At 57.7% G+C, this 21,395-nt stretch carries 20 protein-coding genes; 5 read left to right on the plus strand and 15 right to left on the minus strand.

Annotation, left to right across the window (positions count from 1 at the left end; all coding sequences use genetic code 11):
• Window positions 1–13: 13 nt before the first annotated feature.
• Window positions 14–631: a superoxide dismutase gene (locus tag ACQAYK_RS03370; RefSeq protein WP_215870982.1), complete on the minus strand. Its 618-nt coding sequence runs from the start codon at window positions 629–631 to the stop codon at window positions 14–16.
• Between the two features lie 180 nt (window positions 632–811).
• Here ACQAYK_RS03370 and ACQAYK_RS03375 point away from each other — a divergent pair, with 180 nt between their 5' ends.
• From ACQAYK_RS03375 to ACQAYK_RS03385, 3 genes are read left to right on the plus strand one after another with little or no spacing between them, the layout of a single operon-like run.
• Entirely contained in the window at window positions 812–1,501 is a 690-nt protein-coding gene (locus tag ACQAYK_RS03375; protein WP_215870983.1) for a hypothetical protein, read from the plus strand.
• Window positions 1,494–2,411 (plus strand): YihY/virulence factor BrkB family protein, encoded by a 918-nt coding sequence (locus ACQAYK_RS03380; RefSeq protein WP_226826969.1) that lies wholly within the window; start codon window positions 1,494–1,496, stop codon window positions 2,409–2,411. The genes ACQAYK_RS03375 and ACQAYK_RS03380 overlap by 8 nt, the downstream gene beginning before the upstream one ends.
• Window positions 2,412–2,452: 41 nt before the next feature.
• Window positions 2,453–3,115 carry a hypothetical protein gene (locus ACQAYK_RS03385; RefSeq protein WP_215870984.1) on the plus strand — a complete coding sequence of 221 codons (663 nt, stop codon included), beginning with the start codon at window positions 2,453–2,455 and terminating at the stop codon, window positions 3,113–3,115.
• Between the two features lie 42 nt (window positions 3,116–3,157).
• Here the strand turns inward: ACQAYK_RS03385 and ccsB are convergent, their stop codons facing one another.
• The 14 genes from ccsB to ACQAYK_RS03455 form a co-directional block, all read right to left on the minus strand.
• On the minus strand, window positions 3,158–4,336 hold the full coding sequence (gene ccsB, locus ACQAYK_RS03390) for a c-type cytochrome biogenesis protein CcsB (RefSeq protein WP_215870985.1): 1,179 nt from the start codon (window positions 4,334–4,336) through the stop codon (window positions 3,158–3,160).
• 12 nt (window positions 4,337–4,348) lie between these two features.
• A complete protein-coding gene (gene soxA / locus ACQAYK_RS03395; protein ID WP_215870986.1) occupies window positions 4,349–5,221 on the minus strand; it encodes a sulfur oxidation c-type cytochrome SoxA in 873 nt (290 codons plus the stop codon).
• Between the two features lie 24 nt (window positions 5,222–5,245).
• Entirely contained in the window at window positions 5,246–5,611 is a 366-nt protein-coding gene (gene soxX / locus ACQAYK_RS03400) for a sulfur oxidation c-type cytochrome SoxX (RefSeq protein ID WP_215870987.1), read from the minus strand.
• A 22-nt stretch (window positions 5,612–5,633) separates the two neighbouring features.
• Window positions 5,634–7,448 carry a cytochrome c biogenesis protein ResB gene (locus ACQAYK_RS03405; protein WP_215870988.1) on the minus strand — a complete coding sequence of 605 codons (1,815 nt, stop codon included), beginning with the start codon at window positions 7,446–7,448 and terminating at the stop codon, window positions 5,634–5,636.
• Complete coding sequence (locus ACQAYK_RS03410) at window positions 7,417–8,163, minus strand: hypothetical protein (RefSeq protein WP_215870989.1); 747 nt, start codon at window positions 8,161–8,163, stop codon at window positions 7,417–7,419. The genes ACQAYK_RS03405 and ACQAYK_RS03410 overlap by 32 nt, the downstream gene beginning before the upstream one ends.
• An 11-nt stretch (window positions 8,164–8,174) precedes the next feature.
• The gene (gene soxB, locus ACQAYK_RS03415; protein ID WP_215870990.1) at window positions 8,175–9,911 is read right to left on the minus strand and encodes a thiosulfohydrolase SoxB; all 1,737 of its coding nucleotides are present in this window, start codon (window positions 9,909–9,911) and stop codon (window positions 8,175–8,177) included.
• 72 nt (window positions 9,912–9,983) lie between these two features.
• Window positions 9,984–10,508 carry a DUF302 domain-containing protein gene (locus tag ACQAYK_RS03420; RefSeq protein WP_215870991.1) on the minus strand — a complete coding sequence of 175 codons (525 nt, stop codon included), beginning with the start codon at window positions 10,506–10,508 and terminating at the stop codon, window positions 9,984–9,986.
• 245 nt (window positions 10,509–10,753) lie between these two features.
• Window positions 10,754–11,044, minus strand: a complete 291-nt coding sequence (locus tag ACQAYK_RS03425) for a high-potential iron-sulfur protein (protein WP_215870992.1) — start codon at window positions 11,042–11,044, stop codon at window positions 10,754–10,756.
• 71 nt (window positions 11,045–11,115) lie between these two features.
• On the minus strand, window positions 11,116–11,943 hold the full coding sequence (gene nadC, locus ACQAYK_RS03430; protein ID WP_215870993.1) for a carboxylating nicotinate-nucleotide diphosphorylase: 828 nt from the start codon (window positions 11,941–11,943) through the stop codon (window positions 11,116–11,118).
• Window positions 11,930–13,312, minus strand: a complete 1,383-nt coding sequence (nhaA, locus tag ACQAYK_RS03435) for a Na+/H+ antiporter NhaA (protein ID WP_215870994.1) — start codon at window positions 13,310–13,312, stop codon at window positions 11,930–11,932. The genes nadC and nhaA overlap by 14 nt, the downstream gene beginning before the upstream one ends.
• A gap of 21 nt (window positions 13,313–13,333) precedes the next feature.
• Window positions 13,334–16,153, minus strand: coding sequence for a valine--tRNA ligase (locus ACQAYK_RS03440; RefSeq protein ID WP_215870995.1), 2,820 nt, complete (start codon window positions 16,151–16,153; stop codon window positions 13,334–13,336).
• 9 nt (window positions 16,154–16,162) lie between these two features.
• Window positions 16,163–17,116, minus strand: a complete 954-nt coding sequence (locus ACQAYK_RS03445; protein WP_215870996.1) for a hypothetical protein — start codon at window positions 17,114–17,116, stop codon at window positions 16,163–16,165.
• A gap of 12 nt (window positions 17,117–17,128) precedes the next feature.
• Window positions 17,129–17,560: a DNA polymerase III subunit chi gene (locus ACQAYK_RS03450; protein WP_215870997.1), complete on the minus strand. Its 432-nt coding sequence runs from the start codon at window positions 17,558–17,560 to the stop codon at window positions 17,129–17,131.
• 9 nt (window positions 17,561–17,569) lie between these two features.
• Window positions 17,570–19,069 (minus strand): leucyl aminopeptidase, encoded by a 1,500-nt coding sequence (locus tag ACQAYK_RS03455; RefSeq protein ID WP_215870998.1) that lies wholly within the window; start codon window positions 19,067–19,069, stop codon window positions 17,570–17,572.
• 86 nt (window positions 19,070–19,155) lie between these two features.
• Here ACQAYK_RS03455 and lptF point away from each other — a divergent pair, with 86 nt between their 5' ends.
• Together lptF and lptG are read left to right on the plus strand one after the other, a co-directional pair.
• Window positions 19,156–20,298, plus strand: a complete 1,143-nt coding sequence (lptF, locus tag ACQAYK_RS03460) for an LPS export ABC transporter permease LptF (RefSeq protein ID WP_215870999.1) — start codon at window positions 19,156–19,158, stop codon at window positions 20,296–20,298.
• A complete protein-coding gene (gene lptG, locus ACQAYK_RS03465) occupies window positions 20,295–21,365 on the plus strand; it encodes an LPS export ABC transporter permease LptG (protein ID WP_215871000.1) in 1,071 nt (356 codons plus the stop codon). Before lptF ends, lptG begins: the two co-directional genes overlap by 4 nt.
• Window positions 21,366–21,395 lie beyond the last annotated feature (30 nt).

A 21,395-nucleotide genomic window follows, 5' to 3' on the forward strand; every position in this document is an offset into this window, starting at 1 on the left:
CGATATCTGGCGCTCAGAAGCGCTTGAATACCTGTCCGCTCTTGGCGGCCTGGAAGCGTGCTTCTACCAGCGCCCAGTTCATGTTTTTGTGCAGGGCAGCGAGGTAATCGCCGCGGCCCAGGGCCTTCCAGTCAACCATGTAGGCGTGTTCGAAGACGTCGACCACCACCAGCGGGCTAAAGCCACCGATGTTGCCGTCCTCATGCAGCTGCACGAAGTGGTTGTTGATTTGCCCGGTCGTGGCGTCGTAATAGCAGATTGCCCAACCGATGCCGCGGCTCTTTGCTGCCGCCATCAGGTCGTCGTGCCAGGCTTCGGCGCTGCCGAACTGCTCCGTCACCGCTGCCTTGAAGCCTGGGGCCTGATCGATGTTGCTACCGGGCTTGAGCTGCGCGAAATAGTACTCGTGCAGCACCATGCCGTTGTATTCAAAACCAAAACGCCGGCGCCGATCCGCATAACCCAGGGAAGCACCCTTGCCCGCCGCGCGCAGCTCGTCGAGTTCCTTGCGCAGGGCATTGCTCTGCGCCACATAGCCCTTGTAAAGCCCCCAATGGTCGTTGATCTGATCATCACTGATACCCTCCAGACCGCTGGGCTTGAGTTCTTCCCGTACTGTATATTCAGACATTCCTGCTCTCCTGTCGCTGGGTGGGAACTGCATCTATCTACAAATTGTAGTCGGCGAGCCCTGTCGTCTGCAAACGACGATCGGGTCCGTTGCCCGGCTCCTTGCCCAGTCTCTTGATTCCGGCTCCCGGCGAACACTGTTACACTGGTACACAGTCAGCTGAGTGAATGCCTTGTAACGATGGCGTTGTCTTCCGTACCAGGTCAGCAACTTCTGCCGTTGCAGCCGCGGCAACTTGCGGGAATGACCAACCTTCCGGGCCTGCATGAAGAAGCCCTGGCGGCAATCCGTCAGCTGCGTGAGGCGTCGACTGCGCTCTGTCTCTACGGGGATACAGGGGTAGGTAAGACGCACCTGCTGCTATGGGCCGCCTTTGCTGACGGCTCGTGGGCTCCCTACGTCGATTGTCGGGCGCTGCCAGGCGCTGGCGACGGCGTTCTCGACCTCTGTGCGGCGCCATTCCTCTGTCTGGATAACATCGATGCCTGGGCAGGTAGCCTGGCACGTGAGGAAGAACTTTTTTGTCTCTTCAATTATCGTCTGGATAGAGGCTTACCCTGGCTGGTCAGTTGCATTGCCCCGCGGCCGCGCTGGCTGCTTGCCGACTGGGAAAGTCGTTTGACCGCCCTTACCAGTTATTATCTGAAACGTCCGCAGGACCAGCAGCTCGACGCATTGTTGCTGCAGATCTCCACACGTTTCGGTCCGCCTTTTGCCGAGCCTTTGCGGCGCCATCTGTTGCGCAGCGAAACGCGTAATCTCAGCACCCTGACCAGTTTGGTCGAGGCCTTTCAGGCCTGGCTCTGGCAACGTCAGGCTACGCCCAGTGTTACCCAATGGCGAATATTTCGAGAACAGGCAAATGTCTGACTTGTTGGACAAGGCACCCAAGGAGAATTCCGGGCGCGGGCGTTGGTATCCGCACGCAGGCACACCTTGGTGGCGACGCATCCTATTGCGCTTTATTCGCGCGGGAATGGACTTCTGGTGGGACGACTGTGTGGATCGAGCTTCTCTGCTTGCCTACACCACTCTACTGGCTATTGTGCCTCTGCTGGCGGTCATTTTTAGCCTATGGAATCTCATTGGATTCACTGAAGAAAAACGGCAACTCATCGATCGCTATGTATTTCAGAGTTTTGTGCCGGAAGTAGGAGAAGCGGTCATTCATTGGCTCAATGTTCTGGCGGCCCGCGGCGCGGGTTTGGGCTGGTATGGTGTGATTGGTTTGTTGATAACGGCGCTTTTGCTGCTTCACGAAATTGAACGCCATTTCAACGCTATTTGGAATGAAAAGATCACTACGCACTGGCTGCGACCCTTGCGCTACATTCTCCTGATTGTCCTTGGCCCCATTGCCAGCGCTGCGTTGGTTCTTTCTTTGGAACCCGTGCAACACTGGTTACTCCACTTCGGTGCCATGCCAGCGTTACCGGCACAATTCAGCTATGCTATTGCATTTGTCGTAGAGATGGTGATTTTTCTGGCGTTATATCGGATATTGCCGGCAGCACGAGTGACCTTCCTCGACGCATTTTTTGGTGCACTGATTGCGGCTATTCTGCTCAACGTCGCCAAATACTTGCTGGCGCAATACATCCGCTATTCGATCACCGAGACGCTCTATGGGGCACTCGGACTATTGCCCGTATTTCTACTCTGGTTGTATATGACCTGGTTGGCGGTTTTGTTTGGTGCGGAGGTAGCAGCAGCGGCGCAGCGGCGTCATCCTGCCAGCGCATATCCGACGGGCGAAGCACGAGAGAAAACTGCGAGATAGCTTTTATCTATGGACTTGAATCGTCAAGAAAGGACAGCGTCATGAAATTGTTTCCTACCCTTGGGCTCCTTGCCGTGGCCGCAACCTTGGCAGGATGTGGCTCAGCAACCAACAATGGCCTGTTGCCCTCTGGACCGGTAATGCCGCCACTGCCTCAGTCCGTCTCCCAGCCGGCACCGTCAACTGCTGCGCCGGTAGTAGTGCCGCAGGTGAAGTTGCCGCAGACAGCCAAGATCCCCGCAGCCTCGATCCGCGAGGAGAACTTGCCGACCCAGGCCCTGTCGTCTCAGGCCAGTGCTTCGGCAGTGGTGGTCCCCGAAGCGAAAGTGGTGGCTCCCATCGTGAACAGCGCGGCGAACATCAACAGCAGCGATTTTGCGCAGAGCTGGACCCAGGACCTTGCCAGTGCCCGGCAGCAGAGCACTTCTTGCATTGGCGAGAGTGGTGCACAACGCTCGACTTGCTGGCAGAGCGTCTCCAATTGGGCGCATGCCCGGGCGGCAAGCTATGGATCGGCAGCGAAGATTTTGACCGGCGCGCAGGCAGAACAGGCAGGTGCAGCGCAAAAGTTTTTCCAGACTACCGGCCAGTGGGCCAGTGCCTGTAGTAGCCTCTCGGCAGCGGATTGCGCTAAATCGCCGCTGATAGCGCAGATGCAGCAATGGAAGTCGTCGGTGGGCATTTCCGCCGGGGGCGGGAAGTAAAGCTGGTGGACGGCGCCTCGTGCTGCAGGCGCCTGCCCGCCTTTAAAGCTTCGCGTAGGAGTGCAATCCTCCCAAGAAAAGATCCACACCGATGAAGCAGAAGGTGACGGTCAGCAGACTGATGACCGACCACCAAGCCAGGGTTTTTCCCGTCGGCCGATGCTGTGGGCTACGGCCCCGTAAATGCAAGTAGGCGGCGTAGTTGAGCCACACGATCAGTGCCCAGGTTTCCTTGGGATCCCAGGACCAGAAGCCGCCCCAGGCCTTGGCTGCCCATACGGCACCGAGAATGGTGCCGGCGGTAAAGAACAGAAAACCAAAAGTCACCATGGCCGCCATGATGCGTTCCAGTTTGTTGAGATCAGGTAAGCGCTCCACCAAACGACTGCCCAGGCGTTCCGCCCGCTGGCGCAGCAGATAGGCAAGGCCAACCATCGCCGCCAGATAGAAATTGGCATAGGCAACGAATTCGCAGGGCACATGCAGCTTGATCCAGAAGCTGTTCAAGGCAGGCACGATGGGCTGGATCTGGTTCTGGTGATAGGCGATTCCGACCCAAATCAGAAAGATATCTGCCGCCAGAATCATCGGCATGGCAAAGGCGCCCAGGCCACGACGCTTGCCCTGCGCTTCGTAGTACAGATAGAACAGGGCAGTAACGGTGCAGAGCAGCACCATGGCATCATACATGTTGGTGACCGGTATGTGGCCCCAGGATGGATGCCCTACGTAGGTTTCTTTCCAGCGGATGGTGAGTCCGGCAAAGCCGAGCACGGTTGCCAGCCAGGCAAAGCGATGGCCGCGGTCGCCAGCACTCTGGGAGCCGGCATAGAGATACCAGTAATAGCTGACCGCGCTGACGAGAATGGCACCGCTCATCCAGTAGAACATTGCTGTGCTTTGGAAAACATAGCGCAGCAGAAGGCTGTTGGCGGCAGTATAACCAGCCATGTAGAGACCAACGCCGGGAGCCGCGACGACGAGAATGGCGAAAAACAGGCGGCGGAACGCCGGCCAGTGCCAACCAAACCAGAGGAGTCCGGCGTACCAGATCCCTAGGGTGATGTACTGCCACATCCAGAAATCGGCGCGAAAAATCGCCCAGACGGCAAAGGCACCAGCGGTCAACGCCACCGCCCAAAGGCGTTGCCAGAGGCGTTGTTCCCGTGCCCCCTGCGGAAAGGCGAACCATTGACGAAGCTCACTGACATCAACTGACATCGTCAATCCTCCTCAGGGTCGATAGCCCGGGACATTCATCTTGATCCCGTTGCTGAGGTAACTCATGAAATAGTCCAGATCACGATACTCTGGACTACCCAGTTTTTGCGGTGCAGCGCCCACCTTTTTGTCGCAGCCCTGGAAACGCTTTTCAAAGGTATTGACGGCGCTCCAGGAGGCGCGATAGGTCGGGTAGTGCGCGCTTTGTCCGAGCACCGGCGAGATGATTTGCCCGCGCAGGTATTTTCCGGCATAAGCTACGTGGCAACTCGCGCAGCTAAAATTAAGTTGTCCACGATGCATGAAGTAATAGGCCTTTCCTTCCTCAAAGGCGCGCACGGCTCCAGGGCCCTCTACCTTGACATCGGTAGGCATTCCATTGGACAGAGAGCCAAAATAGGTCTCCAGAGCAATCAGATCGCTGCTGCCGTATTTTAGTGGCGCCAGATGGTTGTCTACCCTGCAGGCATTGATGCGCATAGCAGCGGTGACGACTTGATGGGTCTTGTCACTGTAATAGGGATAGCCAGCGGCAACACCCTTACCGCCACCAGGAAAGCAGGATGCGTAGGTTTTTCCATCCGGAAACTTGGTCTCCCAAAGCTTTTTCCCTTGGCTCAGGGTAAGATCGCCGGGATTGAATTGTATCGCCTGTTGATATTGTTCATAGTCCTGTTTATTGAAGGCATAACTCCCGAGCGCGTATTGTTCGAGACTCATCTTGGGGAATTGTTCCTTGAAGTATTGATGAAAGTCTTGCAGCGTCTTTTGCGGGCCAACCTTGGTATTGCCTAGTTGCCACCAATCGATGGCGTTGGCAGAGAGGACAGCACAACCGAGTGCCAAGCCCAAGCTTACGGAAAGAATTCGTTTTGCGTATTTCATGGCGTTTCTCCCGGTGTGAAAGGATTACTTTTGAAGGGACCAAAGATAATCCGCAACCAGTTCGAGTTGATGATGAGTCAATACCTTGTTTTTTCCGAACTGTGGCATGTTGATGTGGGGTATGGTTTTTTCCGGATCGTAGAGAAAATGCACCAGCTTTTGCCGGTTGTGAAAAACAATCTTGAAGGGAAAATGGGTCAGATCCGGTCCCACGTCACCCGCCATGGTCCCTCCTGGCAATACGTGGCAGGCTAGACAATTGCCTTCGGCACGATTGAAGGCAATGGATTTGCCTGCGGCAATATCGGCAGCGCTGGGAGCGGCGACTGCGGCAGCGGGCAGGGCGATAGCGCTGAGCAAGAGCAGGATGCGAGAGCTTTGATGAAACATGATGTTCTCCTTTTGCTGTGATTTAGGATTGGAGCTCCTCGGTGATTTCGAGGAATTCCTGGTGAAAATCCTCCGGATTGCGCGAACTGTCGCCACTGACGCGTAATTGATGGGCAGCCGTCAGACGAATCCACAGACGCTTACGCGGCACGTAGAAGAGGATGAATATTCCGCCAACCAGCAGAAAACACGCACCATAGACAATCTGCATTCCGGGGTATTTCGTCATCTCGAGTCCTGCTGACCACTGCAAGTGAAGATGATGTAGGGTGACCAGAAAGGGTAAGGGATAGTCATGCAGGCCACGCAACGCGATCAGACTGGCCCGCAGAAAATTGGAGCGTTCCTGCGGCGTCAGTTGCACATTCTGTGCTTCCGCGACCTGTCGTAGGGTCTGCCGGAAAACCGTAGAACTCGCGTTCGCGCCCTGGGCGGCGGCATTTTCCAGAGCGCCCAGGTAATGCACGAATAACCCGATTCCGCCCTGCGCTCCTTCGGGAATCGCCAGATAGTGTTCTATCCCATTACCCTGCTGATGATAGGCAAGCAGTAAGAAATGCTCCCCGTGTCGCTCCAGCGGCCGCAAATAACTCTTGTAGATCCAGCTTTCCCCCGTCTTACGGTCGGTCACCTGGTAACGGACGATGGGGCCCACGTTGATCATGCTGTGTCCTGGACGTTCTGCCAGTCCCAGATCCTTGCGCGGAATGGTATTGTTGATTTTCAGTTTCTCGACTGCCAGCTCGTAGTTACCGGAACCGGCACGCAGCTTCTGGCCAACGCGTACACCAAAGGTGTTCGCCGGTAGTTCAGGATCAAGCAGGGAATGACTCTGAAATTGTAGCACCGAGCGGCTATCGTTATACGAAGTTTGATAGATGCTGACACCGTCGTAGGTCAGCGGGTGATTAGGATAGGCGATGCCGGTATGTAGCAATTTTCCGTGCGCGTTGTATAAAGAAATACGGGAAATGAAGCTCTTGGCAATACCATTGCGGTAATGGGTGATGGTAAAATGATCGAGATGGACGGTAAAAGGGAGGCGTTGTACCAGAAATCCATCACCAATCAGTTCAAACATGGCGTTCACGCTCTGTCCCACGGGAATGCTGATGATGCCGCGGAAGGCGCTGTCATTGGCAGGAAGCCAGTCCTTTTGGGGAATTGTCGCTAGCGGTAATGCAAAATTGCTTAGTGGCGAAATGGCGCCAAACCACTCCCGTATTTTCAGGGGTAAATTGGCATTATATAGTGCACCGGCACAGAACATAATGATGGCAAAATGAGTAAAAATATAACCGAGGCGATAGAATCTGCCTTTCTGCGCCAGGATGATTCGCTGTCCATTCGGCCCTGCAAGGGTATGGGTGCGATATCCTCTTTCCCGCAAGATGCCTCCCCATTGTGCAAGGGAGCCACTGCCGGACGCTACACTGATTTCTGCCTGTTCCGCGCGGCTAGCCAGAAATTTCTGACTGGATAGGCGCTTGGGAAGCGCCATATCGCGCAGCATGCTGGGCGTATTGCGGGTGATGCAGGATGCTGTCGACAACACCAGGAATGCGACCAGACCGATATACCAACCGCAGCGATAGACATCGTACAGATCAAGGTCGGAAAAGACGCGATACCAGAAGGGACCAAATTGTGCGACGTACTGATGGTAGCTCACCTGTTGCGCAAGAATGGTACCAATGATCGAGGCAATGGCAACGAAGAGCAGCAGATGAACCGCCAGACGCATGGAAACCAGCGCCTGCCAGATAAGGCGGGCGCTGGCGCTCCAATGGCGTCGAGCGAGTGGCTCAGGAAGCGAGGGGCTGTGCTCGATCGCCATGATCGGAACCCTTCAGTAGCCAGATTTGGTAGAGGCTGACGGCCATCCCGATGAGAACCACGGGACAGGAAAAAATGCCGCCGAGCAATACCAACCAGACGAAATCCGGGCTTTGTTTGGTCAGGAACCAGCCGGCAAAGTCGATGAAAAATGCCAGGAAGGGAATGGCGATGAAAAAAACTTTTACCCCCTTAGGGCTTCGTGTGCGTGCAAAGATCCAGCCAGCAATCCAGAAGATCACGCCCAGGGTGGTCAAATGAATCATGCCATTCATCAGCATGGCAGAGTAGGGCATGCCCATATCGACCTTGGCCTGTTTTTTCAGCAAATCGAAAGTGCCAATGTCCGGCATGCCAATGCTGTGGCATTTCAGACACGAGGCGTTGATCAATGGGCGCACATTCTTTTCGTAATCCGTGCGACTTTCGCCATTGGCGATCCAGTGATTGACCGCTGACAGCATTTTCGGTTTTTCCGCAGCGGGGACCTGGGCCATGGACATCATCGCTGGCAACATGGTCTGCAATTTGCTGGAGCTGCGGTCGCCATAGTAGTGGACGACCAGATCCTGCATCGAAATGCCGGGCTTGCCATCTGCACCGTGGATCACGAAGTAGGTATAGGCCTCCGCTGACAGGAGGCCAAGGCCGACCAGAAAGATGAACCCCGTATATAGCAGCTTTTCGATGAAAGGCAGATCGGGCAGGAGTTTCATTGGGAATGTCCTCAGAGTTCATATTCCTTGGGAAAGGCAATACCGGGATTTCCACGCATATTTTTGGTCAGCACGGGCAGGTCGCGATGGTCGACGCGGACGGTTTTCTGATCCTTCAGCCATTTCGCAAAAATATCCCAGACCGGCGTCCCCTCGACCTTTTGCATAGCCGCCCAGCCAGCGACTTTGTATTTTTTGCTGGCGTGCACCAGCTTACCGCCAACACGGAGATCGGAGATTCGCTTGTTGATGGTTTCCGAGGGATCAAAGGTATATTGAATATTTCCCACCCGAATCATATCGCCACCCTGAATGTAATAGGGATCGGGATTGAAAAGGTTGTCCGCCACCTGTTCCATGACGTTCTTCAGTTCGGCTCCCGTATATTCCGTGACGGTCACTTGCGGATAGGTGATGGCGGTTTGCCCCATGACATCTTCCATGGTGATGGTTTCGCCTGGGAGCTTGGTATAGCCCCAGCGGAAGCCCGGAGAGAAAGCGGCCTCGCAATCCATTTCTTCGCGCAGCGCATTACAGATCAACTGATCGAAGGTGCCGTTGAAATTGTCGCGACGGTAGAGCAGGCTCTCGCTCACCGCCATCGGTTCCGCCAGTTTCTTTGCATAGGGTGCGCGGACCTTGGTGATATATTCGTCCATTTCCTTGTCTGCAGGAATCATGTTCGAAAGAATGGGTAAATAATGGAAGCGCCAACCTTTCAGTTTTCCCTTGCCGACATCGAGGTCAAAGCGTGCCAGGAATTTACCATTGGTGCTGGTATTGATGACAATCGTCTTGTTGACCATTACCGGCTTTGGTCCCATGATTTCATGAGTATGTCCACCCAGAATGATATCGATCCCATTGACCTGGGAAGCCATCTTTTTGTCTACATCAGCACCATTGTGAGAAAGTACCACTACAACGTCCGCGTGGTGTTGTTCTCGACATTCATTGACCATTTTCTGCATGTGCTCAGGATGGATGCCGAAGGACCATTTCGGAATGAAGTACGCAGGATTGGCGATCGGTGTGAAGGGGAATGATTGACCGATTACTGCCACCTTTACGCCATTGACTTCACGGATGTCATAGGGGTCAAAAACCAGCTCATCCCAGGGAATGGTGAACACATTCTGAGAGAGAAATTTGGCCTTGAGTTTGTTTTTTAAGAGATACTCAACTCGTTCAGCACCGTAGGTGAATTCCCAGTGACCAACGAAATAGTCTTCTTTCAGTAAATTCTGCGCCCCGACCATATCCTCGCCGCGCGTCCACAGGCTGGTTGCCGAGCCCTGCCAGGCATCGCCGCCATCAAAGAGCAGGGTGCGATCGGCACCTACCTGCTCGCGGTAGCGCTTCACCAGGGTGGCGATATGGGAGTAACCGCCGATCTTCCCGTACTTATGGGCCAAGGCATCAAAGTCCAGACACGACAGCGCGTACCCTTCTGGAGTCCCTGCCTTGATGCCGTAGTAGTCCAGTTTGTGATTGCCCACCAGATGGGGCGTCACTCCCCATTCATGCTGCTTGCGAGTGCCGATATTGGTGCCCGGTTCGCGCCACCAGACGGGAAGTAGCTGGCCATGGGTGTCGGTGATATGGAGCAGGGTGACATTGCCGTACTTGGGAATGTCGTAGGGATCGTTTCCGCTCCCCCAGCTCGAAGCCAACGCCGAAGGTGCGAGAAAACCGCTCGCTCCGGCAATGCCCATGATGGCCATGAAATCTCTGCGGCTGATATTCATCTTGCAAAACTCCTCTTCTGTATTTGGCAAAACCGCTGGGTTAGGTCAGCGAATGCGTTTTCTCAGTCCGCATCACGCCGCGGGTGCAACCCAGCCCGGGATCTTGTGCAATTCGCGGGACATGGGGATCTGCTGCAGAGCCTTGATGACACCCTTGTCGACCGCCTCCGTGACCTTTTTGTTGGCGCTGGAGTCGCTGGCGTAGGCGCTACGCTCGCCATAGACGATGTAACTGTTCTGTCCGCGTCCAAACACCGTCAGATTGAGGGGGCAGGCAGCAGCACTCGGCCAATAGGTGTTGAGCAACTTACTGAAATCATAGGGATTGCAAAACACGATGGCGCGCACGTCGGTAAAATGAACGGCATCAAAGTCGGGAATCTTGAGGGTCTTCTGTTGGCCTTCGATGAGCTTGAGAATGTTGAGCTTGAGGACAATCTTGTAACCGGCAGCATGGAGATTGCTGTAGATTTCGGCCATTGTGCTGTGAACGGGGAGATCGACCTTCTCCACATAGAGTGGAGCAGCGCAGACCTGCGCTACGGAAAAAACAGTAAAGAAACCAAGTGCGGAAACAGCTGCGGCGATTCGCTTCATAGAGACTCCAAATATTGTTACATAAACATTGTAGCAATATGTATGCCGTAAGGAGTGGAATTCCTGGCGGAATCAGCGCGTAGACAAAAAGTTCATAAAAATCAGATGGGTGTTTCTACTCTGCGGGACTTGAGGAAGAGAATGACGCCTAGCACGCGGCTGGAGGGGGCTTTGGGATGGACCGAATGGAACACTGAGGCATTGCTCAGGGAACAACGGGGGCCGGCGAGGCGGCCCCGACCAGATCAGGCCTTGGGGACGTAGATGTCGCACCAGCCCTTGGGATCGATTTTGCCGGCCACGGCCTTGCATTCACCCATGGCAGTTGGGGTTGAACCGGGAATGAATAGCTTACAGTTGCTGCACATTTCCGAGCCTTTGGGCTTGTCGCGATAGTTCACTGCCGCCTTGGCCATTTTGTCGGCGGCCATAGCGGGGCTGGTAAAGATCAGTGGGGCGACCGTAGCCGCGCCAACAAACAAGGCACTTTTGCGCAACCAATCGCGGCGGTTCATTTTGGGGGTCTCCGTACTCATAGCTAGCTACTCCTGTTGTGGTGGAAGCTTTCAAACTATAACCAAGTCGACAGCAACTTGTATACCGGCGGCTAAAGATAGCGCAGCGAAAGATCCAGGCTTTGCACGTTGCGGGTGATGCTTCCCACGGACAGATAATCGACACCGGTGGCGGCGACAGCCGCCACCGTGTCCAGGGAGATGTTGCCCGAGGCCTCGAGGGGAATCCGTCCAGCCACGCGCGCCACGGCTTCGCGCAGGGCGGGTACGGAAAAATTGTCGAGAAGCACCATGTCGGCACCGGCAGCGACTGCCTCGTCCAGTTGCTCGAGGGTCTCGACCTCGACTTCGATGCGGGTGAGCACCGGTGCCAAGGCGCGCGCGCGGGCGATGGCCGGGGCAATACCGCCGATGGCCGCCAGATGATTTTCTTTGATGAGGATGCCGTCGAAGAGTCCCAGGCGGTGGTTGTACCCGCCACCCACACGCACCGCATATTTTTGTGCCAAACGCAGGCCGGGTAGCGTTTTGCGAGTATCCAGCAGACGCGTTGAGCTGCCCCGCAGACGCTCCACAAAGGCGCGGGTCTGGGTTGCTGTGGCTGACAATAGTTGCAAAAAATTCAGGGCACTACGCTCAGCACTGAGGAGTGCGGCGGCGGGACCATGGATGTCGCAGAGCGGCTGATTCGGGACAATTTCGGCCCCCTCCGACACATTCCAGTTCACCCGCAGATCGGCACTGAGCTGGATGCAGACTGCTTCGAAATAGGGCTGGCCACAAAGCACCCCAGCCTCCCGACTGATGACCCGCGCCTGTAATTCTTGCCGTGGATCGACGAGTGCCGCGCTCAAGTCGCCGCTGCCCAGATCTTCCGCCAAAGCGCGCTGTACGGATTCTGTGATGTCAGCCGGAAGCATTTTCTCTCCTTGTGCTCGCTACCCATAGCCAGAGAAGACCGATGATCCCTGCCAGTAACGAGGCCGCCAGAATTCCGACCTTGGCCTCCTCCCGCAGTTCTGTCTGGGTAAAGGCCAACTGACTGATGAACAGTGACATCGTGAAGCCGATACCAGCCAGCCAGGCAGCTCCCAACAGATGCCGCCAGGCAACACCTTGCGGGAGCTTAGCAATCCGCAGGCGCACGGCGAGCCAACTGACAAGCGAGATGCCGACGAATTTGCCCAGCACCAAACCAAGAACGATGCCCAGAGTCACCGTGCTCCACAGCATTTCCCCGCTCACTTGAGAAAAATCGACCCCGGCATTGGCAAGGGCAAAGATGGGTAGCACCCCAAAGGTTACCCAGGGACCGATATTGTGCTCCAGGCGTTGCTGCGGGGAAATCATTTCTCGGCTTTGCTGGCGTAGTTCTTCCGCGAGTCGGCTGAGCTTGGGGTTGATCAGGGGGTCGAAGGTCTCTTCCTCGCGCAGCAGCCGGCCCAGATTCTCCTCCTGCTCGTGCAGGGTATCGCGCAGTTGCGTAGGGCTCACCTTGCCGCGTGCTGGCAGGGTCATTGCCAGCAGGATGCCAGCGACCGAAGCGTGTACGCCAGATACCAGCAAAAAATACCAAAGCAAAGTTCCCAGCAAGAGGTAGGGAAGGGGACGGCGAATACCCCCTTGGTTGAGCAGCAGGAGAACGAGGAAAATTCCCCCAGATACGGCTAGCGCCCAGCCGTCGATATGGGAGGTATAGAATATGGCGATGACGAGCACCGCGCCCAGATCATCGGCAATGGCGAGGGCCGTCAGGAAGATAATGAGATTGCGCGGCACGCGCCAGGCCAGCAGCACCAGAATGCCGATAGCAAAGGCGATATCCGTCGCCATGGGGATACCCCAACCGGCATGGGCTGGGCCAGAGGCATTCAGAAGGGAGTAGAGCAGGGCGGGAACCAGCATGCCACTAGCGGCCGCCACGATGGGCAGGATGGCATCACTGATTTTGGCCAGTTCGCCCACCAGCAATTCACGCTTGAGCTCCAAGCCGACTACGAAGAAAAAAACCGCCATCAGTGCGTCATTGACCCAGTCCTGCAGGTCATGATCGAGGCTCCAAGCGCCAAAATGCAGACTGAAATGCTGATGCCAGAAATGGTGGTAGGCATCATGCAGGGCGGAATTACTGAGGATCAAGGTCAGTACGGTGACGCCGACAAGAACTATGCCGCCGGCGGTCGCGCGGCGAAGGAATTGCTCAAAAGGCGTCAGCACCTTGCCGAAGAGGATTTCCAGAGGGTACGGACGTTCCTGGGGGAAGCTTTTTTGAGGACGCTCAGACTGCATGGCCGAAATTCCGACGCTCTTCTAGCGCAAGGCGTCCAGTCGCTGGCGTTGTTCCGCCAGCTCCTGCAGCGCGGCGCTGATTTCCTGCACCCGCAACTCTTCCTTGGCAACCACCTCGGTGGGTGCACGTTCCCGAAAGCTCGGTTGCGCCAGGCGACCTTGCACCTTTTCCCGCTCTGCCCGGAGCCGGGCTTCCTCCTTGCTCAGGCGTTGATATTCCGCATCGACATCGATGAGGCCCGCCAACGGTACATAAATCCGCAAGTCGCCGAGCAATTGCAGGGCTGCCGGCGGTGCCTCGGTTCCCTGCGCCAGCCACTGCGGCTCCGTGCAACGGGCCAGCTGCCGCAGCCACGGCAGCAGGTCCTGCAGACGCTTACGGTCGCAGTCCGTGCCGGCTTGCAGAAGCACCGGTAGCTCGCGGCTGGGGGCGATATCCATCTCGCCACGAATCGAGCGTAGGCTCCCCACGAAACCCATTAGCCAGTCGAGATCCTGATCGGCTTGCGTATCTACCCGCTGCAGGTCTGCCTTTGGATACGGTGCCAGGGCGATCGTGTTTCCTTCCTTGCCCAGACGTTTTGCCACCCGTTGCCAGAGGGTTTCCGTCAGGAAGGGCAGGAAGGGATGAGCCAGACGTAGAGCGGCTTCGAGAACCGCGAGCAAGGTATAGCGGCTGCCACGGATTTGGGCTGTTGAAAAGCCCGATTCCGGCCGCAGGACGGTCTTGCTGAGTTCGATGTACCAGTCACAGTAGTCATTCCAGAAGAACTGGTAGAGGACATGCGCGGCATCGGCAAACCGATACTGTTCGATGGCGTCATTGACGCTGGCCTCGGCCTCCTGCAGGCGACCGATGATCCAGCGCTCCGGTGCGAGCAACTCGCGTTCGCCCTGCAGATCGGCATCGTCGGGAACCTGCAGCAGGGCAAAGCGGGTGGCGTTCCAGATCTTGTTGCAGAAGTTGCGATTACCTTCTACGCGTTTGAGATCGAAGCGTAGATCACGCCCCTGGGTGGCGATGCTGGCAAAACTGAAGCGCAGCGCATCGGTACCGAAGGCGGGGATACCGTCGGGGAAGTCCTTGCGCGTCGTCTTGGCGATCTTGTCGGCCATTTGCGGTTGCATCAGCCCTTGGGTGCGCTTGGCCACCAGGGCTTCGGCGTCGATGCCATCGATGAGGTCGATGGGGTCGAGGACGTTGCCCTTCGACTTGCTCATCTTTTGCCCTTCACCGTCGAGGATCAGACCATGGACATAAACTTCGTGGAAGGGAACCTGTCCAGTGAAGTGCTGGCCCATCATGATCATGCGGGCGACCCAGAAGAAGATGATGTCGAAGCCAGTCACCAGTACCGAGGTGGGATAGAATTCCTGCAGATCTGCCGTTTGCTCGGGCCAGCCGAGGGTGGTGAAAGGCCACAGGGCTGAGCTGAACCAGGTATCGAGCACATCCGGATCGCGTTCCAGGGGCACCGGCATACCATAGTGTTGGGCGGCGCTGCGCTGGGCTTCCTCGGCGCTACGCGCGACGAAGATCTTGCCGTCCGGACCGTACCAGGCAGGGATCTGGTGCCCCCACCACAGTTGCCGGGAAATGCACCAGTCTTCGATGCGCTCCATCCAGTCGAAATAGGTGCGGGACCAGTTTTCTGGCACAAAGCGGATGCGGCCGTCGCGCACTACCTCCGTCGCCGCTTCGGCCAGGGGTCCGACGCGCACATACCACTGATCGGTCAGATAGGGCTCGATGACCGCCTGGGAGCGGTCACCGCGGGGAATCATGAGGCGGTGCTCCTCGATCTGCACCAGGCTTCCCTCTGCCGCGAGCAGGGCAAGAAGGCGTTTGCGCGCGACGTAGCGGTCGAGACCACGCAGCTCGGCGGGGATTGCCGTGTTATCGATGTGACCAGTGACCACTTCGATCTCTTCCCGGATGCGGGCGTCGGGCGTGAAGATGTTGAGGAGCGGCAGATGGTGACGTTGGCCGACCTGATAGTCATTGAAATCGTGTGCTGGGGTGATCTTGACACAGCCGGAGCCAAACTCCGCCTCGACATAGTCGTCGGCGATGATGGGGATTTCCCGCCCGGTAATCGGCAGGCGCAGGGTCTTGCCGATCAGCTCCCGATAGCGCTCATCTTCCGGGTGTACGGCCACCGCCACATCGCCGAGCAGGGTCTCGGGACGGGTGGTGGCGACCACCAGGCTGCCGGAGCCGTCACTGAGAGAATAGCGGATGTGCCACAGTTTACCGGCCTCTTCGCTGCTGATGACTTCGAGATCGGATACCGCGGTCTGCAAGACCGGGTCCCAATTGACCAAGCGCTTGCCACGATAGATCAGCCCCTCCTCGTGTAGCCGCACGAAGACCTCGGTCACGGCATGGGAGAGTCCCTCGTCCAGGGTGAAGCGCTCCCGCGACCAGTCGCAGGAGGCGCCGAGGCGGCGCATCTGCCGGCTGATATTGCCGCCGGATTCTTCCTTCCACTGCCAAACCTTCTCCAGAAAGGCGCTGCGTCCGAGTTGATGTCGCTTTTCCCCCTGCGCCTCCAGACGGCGTTCCACCAGCATTTGGGTGGCGATGCCGGCGTGGTCGGTGCCGGGCTGCCAGAGCGTGCGCTTCCCTTGCATCCGTGCCCGGCGGATGAGGATGTCCATCAGGGTGTCCTGAAAGGCATGACCCATATGCAGGGTGCCGGTAACATTGGGCGGCGGCAGCATGATGCAGTAGGGGGCGCCATCGCCGCGTGGGCGGAACACCTGCTGCTCCTCCCAGAGTTGATAACAGGCACTTTCGATGTCGGCCGGCGCAAACGGGCGGTCGAGGGAATCGCTCATGGAACTTCCTCAGGAGTCTGTGGATGGATGGACGTCTTCGCCCAGGGTCGGGGTGAGGGCTTCATCCAGCCCTTCATGCAGAACACGCTGCAAAATTTCGGGCAGTACGCCGTGAATTTCCTGCGCCACCGTCTCGCGTAGACGAATGCCCTCCAGGGCAAGGCTGCGCATGATCGCCAAACTCACCTGCTCCTTCCAGGTCTTCTGCAGATGCTGGGTGATCTTTTCTTCCAGCTCCGCCACCACCCGGCGCTCCACCTCCTGAAACAGGAGCGTCTCGAACTGACGCAGGAAGTCGCCATCGAAGAGCGATGGGCCTGGAGTTGCCGTGGAATTTTTTGCCACGCCAGCCTCGGTCTTTTCGGAGGGAGGCGTTGCGGTTTGGCTGTTTACCTCGGAAGCCCCGGTAAGCTCGGTGTAGTGCGCACTGCTTGCCGGGACTGGAGCAACGGCACTCAGATCGTGATTCTCCATGGCGGCTATATCGTCAGGAGGAGCCGCAAACGATCCGGTGTCCGCGGCGGGAGGAGGAGGGATCTCTGCGCTGGGGGGAACCGTCGTTTCCAGCGATGACTCAGCCGCCTCAACCGCAAACTCCGCCACCGGCTCCGGCGCCGAGCTTTCTGGAGCGGGTTGCGCAGGATAGCGGAAGGACATATGGCGAATCTTCTCCAGTGCTTTCGCCAGCTCCGTCTCCTCCATGCTCTCCGCCAGCTCCGTCTGCTGATGCGCAGTATCGGGTTCGGTTGGCAGCGGGGCCGCCACGTCTTCCGTCACCGTCGGCTTTTCCCAAGCCGGGGCGGGGATTTCCTCGTGCAAGGTCGGTTCCGGGTGTTGTGTACTTCGCCGCCACAAGGGGGGTGGCAAACCCTCCCGTAGCAGATCCTGCAACAGTAGCGGTTCCGTCCCCTCGGGGAGCTCTTCGTCCTCCAGTACCGGCTCGCGACGATCATGTATGGTCATGGATTTTCTCCCTCACACTTCCAGTGGGAACAACTGGATACTGAACCCTGCCCGTTTGCATTGCCGATAGCGCGCGCGCGCCGCAGCGCGCTCTTCCTCAGCGCCAGGAATAAAGTCGATGAGACGCCGTGTGCTGTCAAGTGTCGGCAGCTCTCGTGGCCACTCCAGGAGGACCAGGGCGTGGGCGTCGCTACGCCCTTGCTGGGAGTCGGCAAAGAGGTAGACCGGCTCATTGGCGGCCTGCCCATGGGGCAGGAAAACGCCCGCGTGAAAGGTCCAGAGCAGATCGTCATAAACGCCAAGGACCTCCGCATCTGCCGCCAGTACGTCCACTTTTCCCAGCACCTGCCAAGCCTTGGCGATGACCCGACAGATCGCGCGCCGACTTTCTACCAGGGTCAGCGGAACCACGGGAAGCTGGTAGAAATTGGCGGTGCCGGTCATCGCGGTGCCTTACGCCAGCGCGCGCTGACGCAAAAAATGCACCAACAACGGCACCGGACGCCCGGTTGCGCCCTTATGCTCGCCACTCTGCCAAGCCACTCCGGCAATATCCAGGTGTGCCCAACGATAGTCTTCGGTAAAGCGCGACAGGAAACAGGCGGCGGTGATGGTACCGGCCGGGCGTCCTCCCACGTTGCTGAGGTCGGCAAAGGGGCTCTTGAGCTGCTCTTGATATTCGTCAAAGAGCGGCAACTCCCAGGCGCGGTCCTGGCTGCTGCGACCGGCATGCAGCAATTCTGCCACCAGACCTTCGTGATTGCCCAGCACCGCCGCCGTCTGGTGTCCGAGAGCAATGATACAGGCCCCGGTCAGGGTGGCCATGTCGATGACGACATCGGGATGGAAGCGCTTGGCATAGGTGAGGGCATCTGCCAGAATCAGCCGCCCCTCGGCATCGGTGTTGATGATTTCCACGGTGAGGCCGGCCATGCTGCGATGGATATCACCCGGCTTGGTGGCCTGTCCGTCTGGCAGGTTTTCCGATGCGGGCACGATGACCGTGATATTGAGCGGCAGTTTGAGGTCTGCAGCCGCCTGGATGGCCGCCAGGGCAGCGGCGCCACCACACATATCGTACTTCATCTCGTCCATCTTGTCGGCAGGCTTGAGGGAGATGCCGCCAGCATCAAAAGTGAGCCCTTTGCCCACGAGGACGATGGGCGCGGCATCTTCGGCACCACCGCGGTAGTGCAACACGATCAGCCGCGGTTCCTGACGCGAGCCTTGGGCTACCCCGAGCAGAAGATGCATGCCGAGCTCCTGCATCTCCGCTGGCCCCAGGATTTCCGCCTCGATGCCGCGGCTGCTTGCCATCTCTTGTGCCTGTTCCGCGAGCCAACTTGGGGTGCAGATGTTGCCAGGCTGGTTGGCCAGATCGCGCGCCCAATCACTGGCGCGGGAAATCGCATGGGCTACCGCCAGCGCCTGCTGCATTTCCCTCTCGGCCTCGGCGTCCAATTTCCCCGCGACCAGAACGCGGATGTTTTCCAGATTGCGACGAGGATGTCTCGCCGGTTCCTTGTGCTGATCGAAGCGATACTGGGCATCGAGAATACCGCGCAGCCAGAGTTCCATTGCCGCGGCAGGACTGCGACGCGCGACGGCGACATCCCCCAGCGCGAGACACAACTCCGTCAGTTGCGCACGGGCGACCACTTGCCCCAGGCTGCGGGCAGCCTTCTGTAATTTTCCTTCGGCCAGTTTTTCGCCGCCACCAACACCGACCAGCAGGACGCGCTCGGCACCAACATTAGGTACGCCATAAAGCAGCTGACATTGTCCCGGCTCCGCCGTAAAATCGCCGCTGGCGAGGAAGCGACTGAGAAAGCCGTCGCTCTGTTCATCGATTTTTTGGGCGTTTGCTCCGAGCTGGTCATTTTCGTGACAGGCAAGCACCAGGCAAGCGCAAGGCTCCGATAGGGTGACGTTCTGCTGCAAAGAAATTTCCACGGTTTGCCTCCGGCGGGTACACGATTGATCAATCTCTATAGGGTACACCAGGGTAACATCCGCAAGCCAACGGCACGGCGGCAACCATGACCTTATCCAGGCTATCCCTCTGGCCGCGCGAACGGATCGCAGCGCATGTTTTGCGCTCGGTGCTGAGTTATTTTCTGATTGCCTGTGTCGTTGTTTTGGCTTTGCTGGCCATTGGGCAGTTGACGCAGATCCTGCAACAAGTGGCCTCCGGTCAGTTGCCACTGCAAGTCGTTTTGCAGTTGCTGGGTCTGAGTGTACCTACTCTCCTGGTAACCGTTCTCCCTTTGGCGCTCTTCTTTGCTGTCTATCTGGTCTTTTCCAACCTTTATCGTCACAACGAGATGATGGCAATCCATGGTGCCGGCATCGGCTTGCAGAAATTGTTCTGGGGATTGCTGCCAAGCGTTTTTCTCCTCGTACTACTGGAGGCGGGCCTTGCCCTATGGTGGGCGCCATCTTCGCAGCAGCGTTTACAGGACGAGAGCGCACGCCTGGCAGCGGCGGCCGCGCAGGCTTTGATTCATCCCGGTAGTTTTGCGCATCTCCCGGACGGTCGAGTGATCTACGTCGGCCAGGGAGCCGGGGCCAAGGACCGCTACCAGGAAATCTTTATCGATCTGTCGCAAGTTGGTGCGCCGGATTATGCGACCGCCGCCTTTGGTGAAATACAAATCAACCATCACGGGGGCGTCTCGTTGCTGCTGATCGATGGCCGGCGATATCTGGGGCAACCCGGGCAGGCAGGCTACAAGATCTGGAGCTTTGCCCGATATCGCGTCGATTTGGCAGCGCCGCGGTCGGAGGGCTCCGCAACTTCCTGGACAGCCTTGTCCTTGCCAGATCTGTTTGCGCGGCTGGGGCGCCCGGACCAACACGCCCATGCCCTGGCAGAACTCGAATGGCGGATCTTCTGGCCATTGTTCCTGCCCATCGTGGTGCTGCTGGCCGTTCCTCTTGCCTATGCCGAGCCGCGCCACCCTGGCCGGGCGGGGGGGGTCTTGCTGGGGATCCTGCTCCTGCTTGGCGCGAACAATCTCCTGGTGGCCTTGAAGGAAAATTTGATCCAGGGAAAGATTCCTCCCTTCCCGGGTCTGTTCTGGACCTGGATTCTGCTGGCTGGACTTGCCACCTATCTGTTTTACCGGCGGCAGGCCGACTTACCCTTACTGCCGGCCTGGATGCGTGGGGTAGCATCATGAAGCGCGCCGATGCGCTGTTGTTCCGCGGTATGTTGTTCTACAGCGGTCTGGTCCTGATCATATTGCTTGCCATGGTCTTTGTCGCACAACTGATCGCCAAGGCCTCCGGGCCGGGACATGGACATTGGAGTACCGGCCTGTTGTTCCGCTACGTGGCCCTACAGATGCCAGAGACGGCGTACACAGTCATTCCACTAGCCCTGCTCATCGGCGCGCTGATCTGGATCAGTATGCTGAACAGCCATTCCGAGATCACGGCCTTACGCATGGCCGGATGGTCTCTCGCACGTTTGCAGCGGCCGCTACTGGTTGTGGGTCTGCTGGGAACCATATTGATGTTTGCCCTGGGTCAGTGGATCGTGCCGTACAGCGCTCTGTCTTCTGAGCTGCTTTGGGCCAATGCCGGAACTCATAATTTTCAGGCGCTTGGAGATGGTGGTCTGTGGCTGCGCCAGGGGCGGACGCTCATCCGCATCCAGCTGGTCGGTGGTAACGGGACGCAGCTGCGACAGATTCGCATCTATTATCCGCAAAGTGGCATGGTGGGTATCGACAAACAAGTGGATGCCGAGGCTGCCAGCTACCAGAATGGACACTGGACCTTGCAGGGCGTGCGGGAATACCGCTTGGAAGAGCGGTCTGTGCAGGTTCTTAGCGCGGCACGTCGGGATTGGTCCGTGCAGTTGCAGCCGGAAACCCTGCGCAGTTTTGCCCACCGCACCCGCACCATGACCCTGCAGACGCTGTGGCGCAACGACCGCGATCTGCAGGGTGGTGTACTGGCTATGAACCGCTTTGCCCTGGCCTTCTGGCAACGAATCACCTACCCCTGGGTGGGGCTGATCATGATTCTGCTGGTGGTGCCCATGGTCGTGCGCAATCCGCGGGCGGGAGGGGCGTATTATTGGATTGCCGCGGGCCTGGCGCTGGGAATCTCATTTCATTTCCTGACCCAGATGTCGGGATTCATCAGCGTTGCCGGCGGCATTCCGCCGTCGCTTGCCACACTCTCACCGATGGCGCTCTATGCGGCGCTGGCCTGGTTTCTGTTCAGACGTCACGGCTGAACGAAAGCGGCGACGGGTATCATGCTTGCT

This window comes from Acidithiobacillus sp. AC3, assembly GCF_050261095.1.
GTDB lineage: Bacteria > Pseudomonadota > Gammaproteobacteria > Acidithiobacillales > Acidithiobacillaceae > Igneacidithiobacillus > Igneacidithiobacillus copahuensis.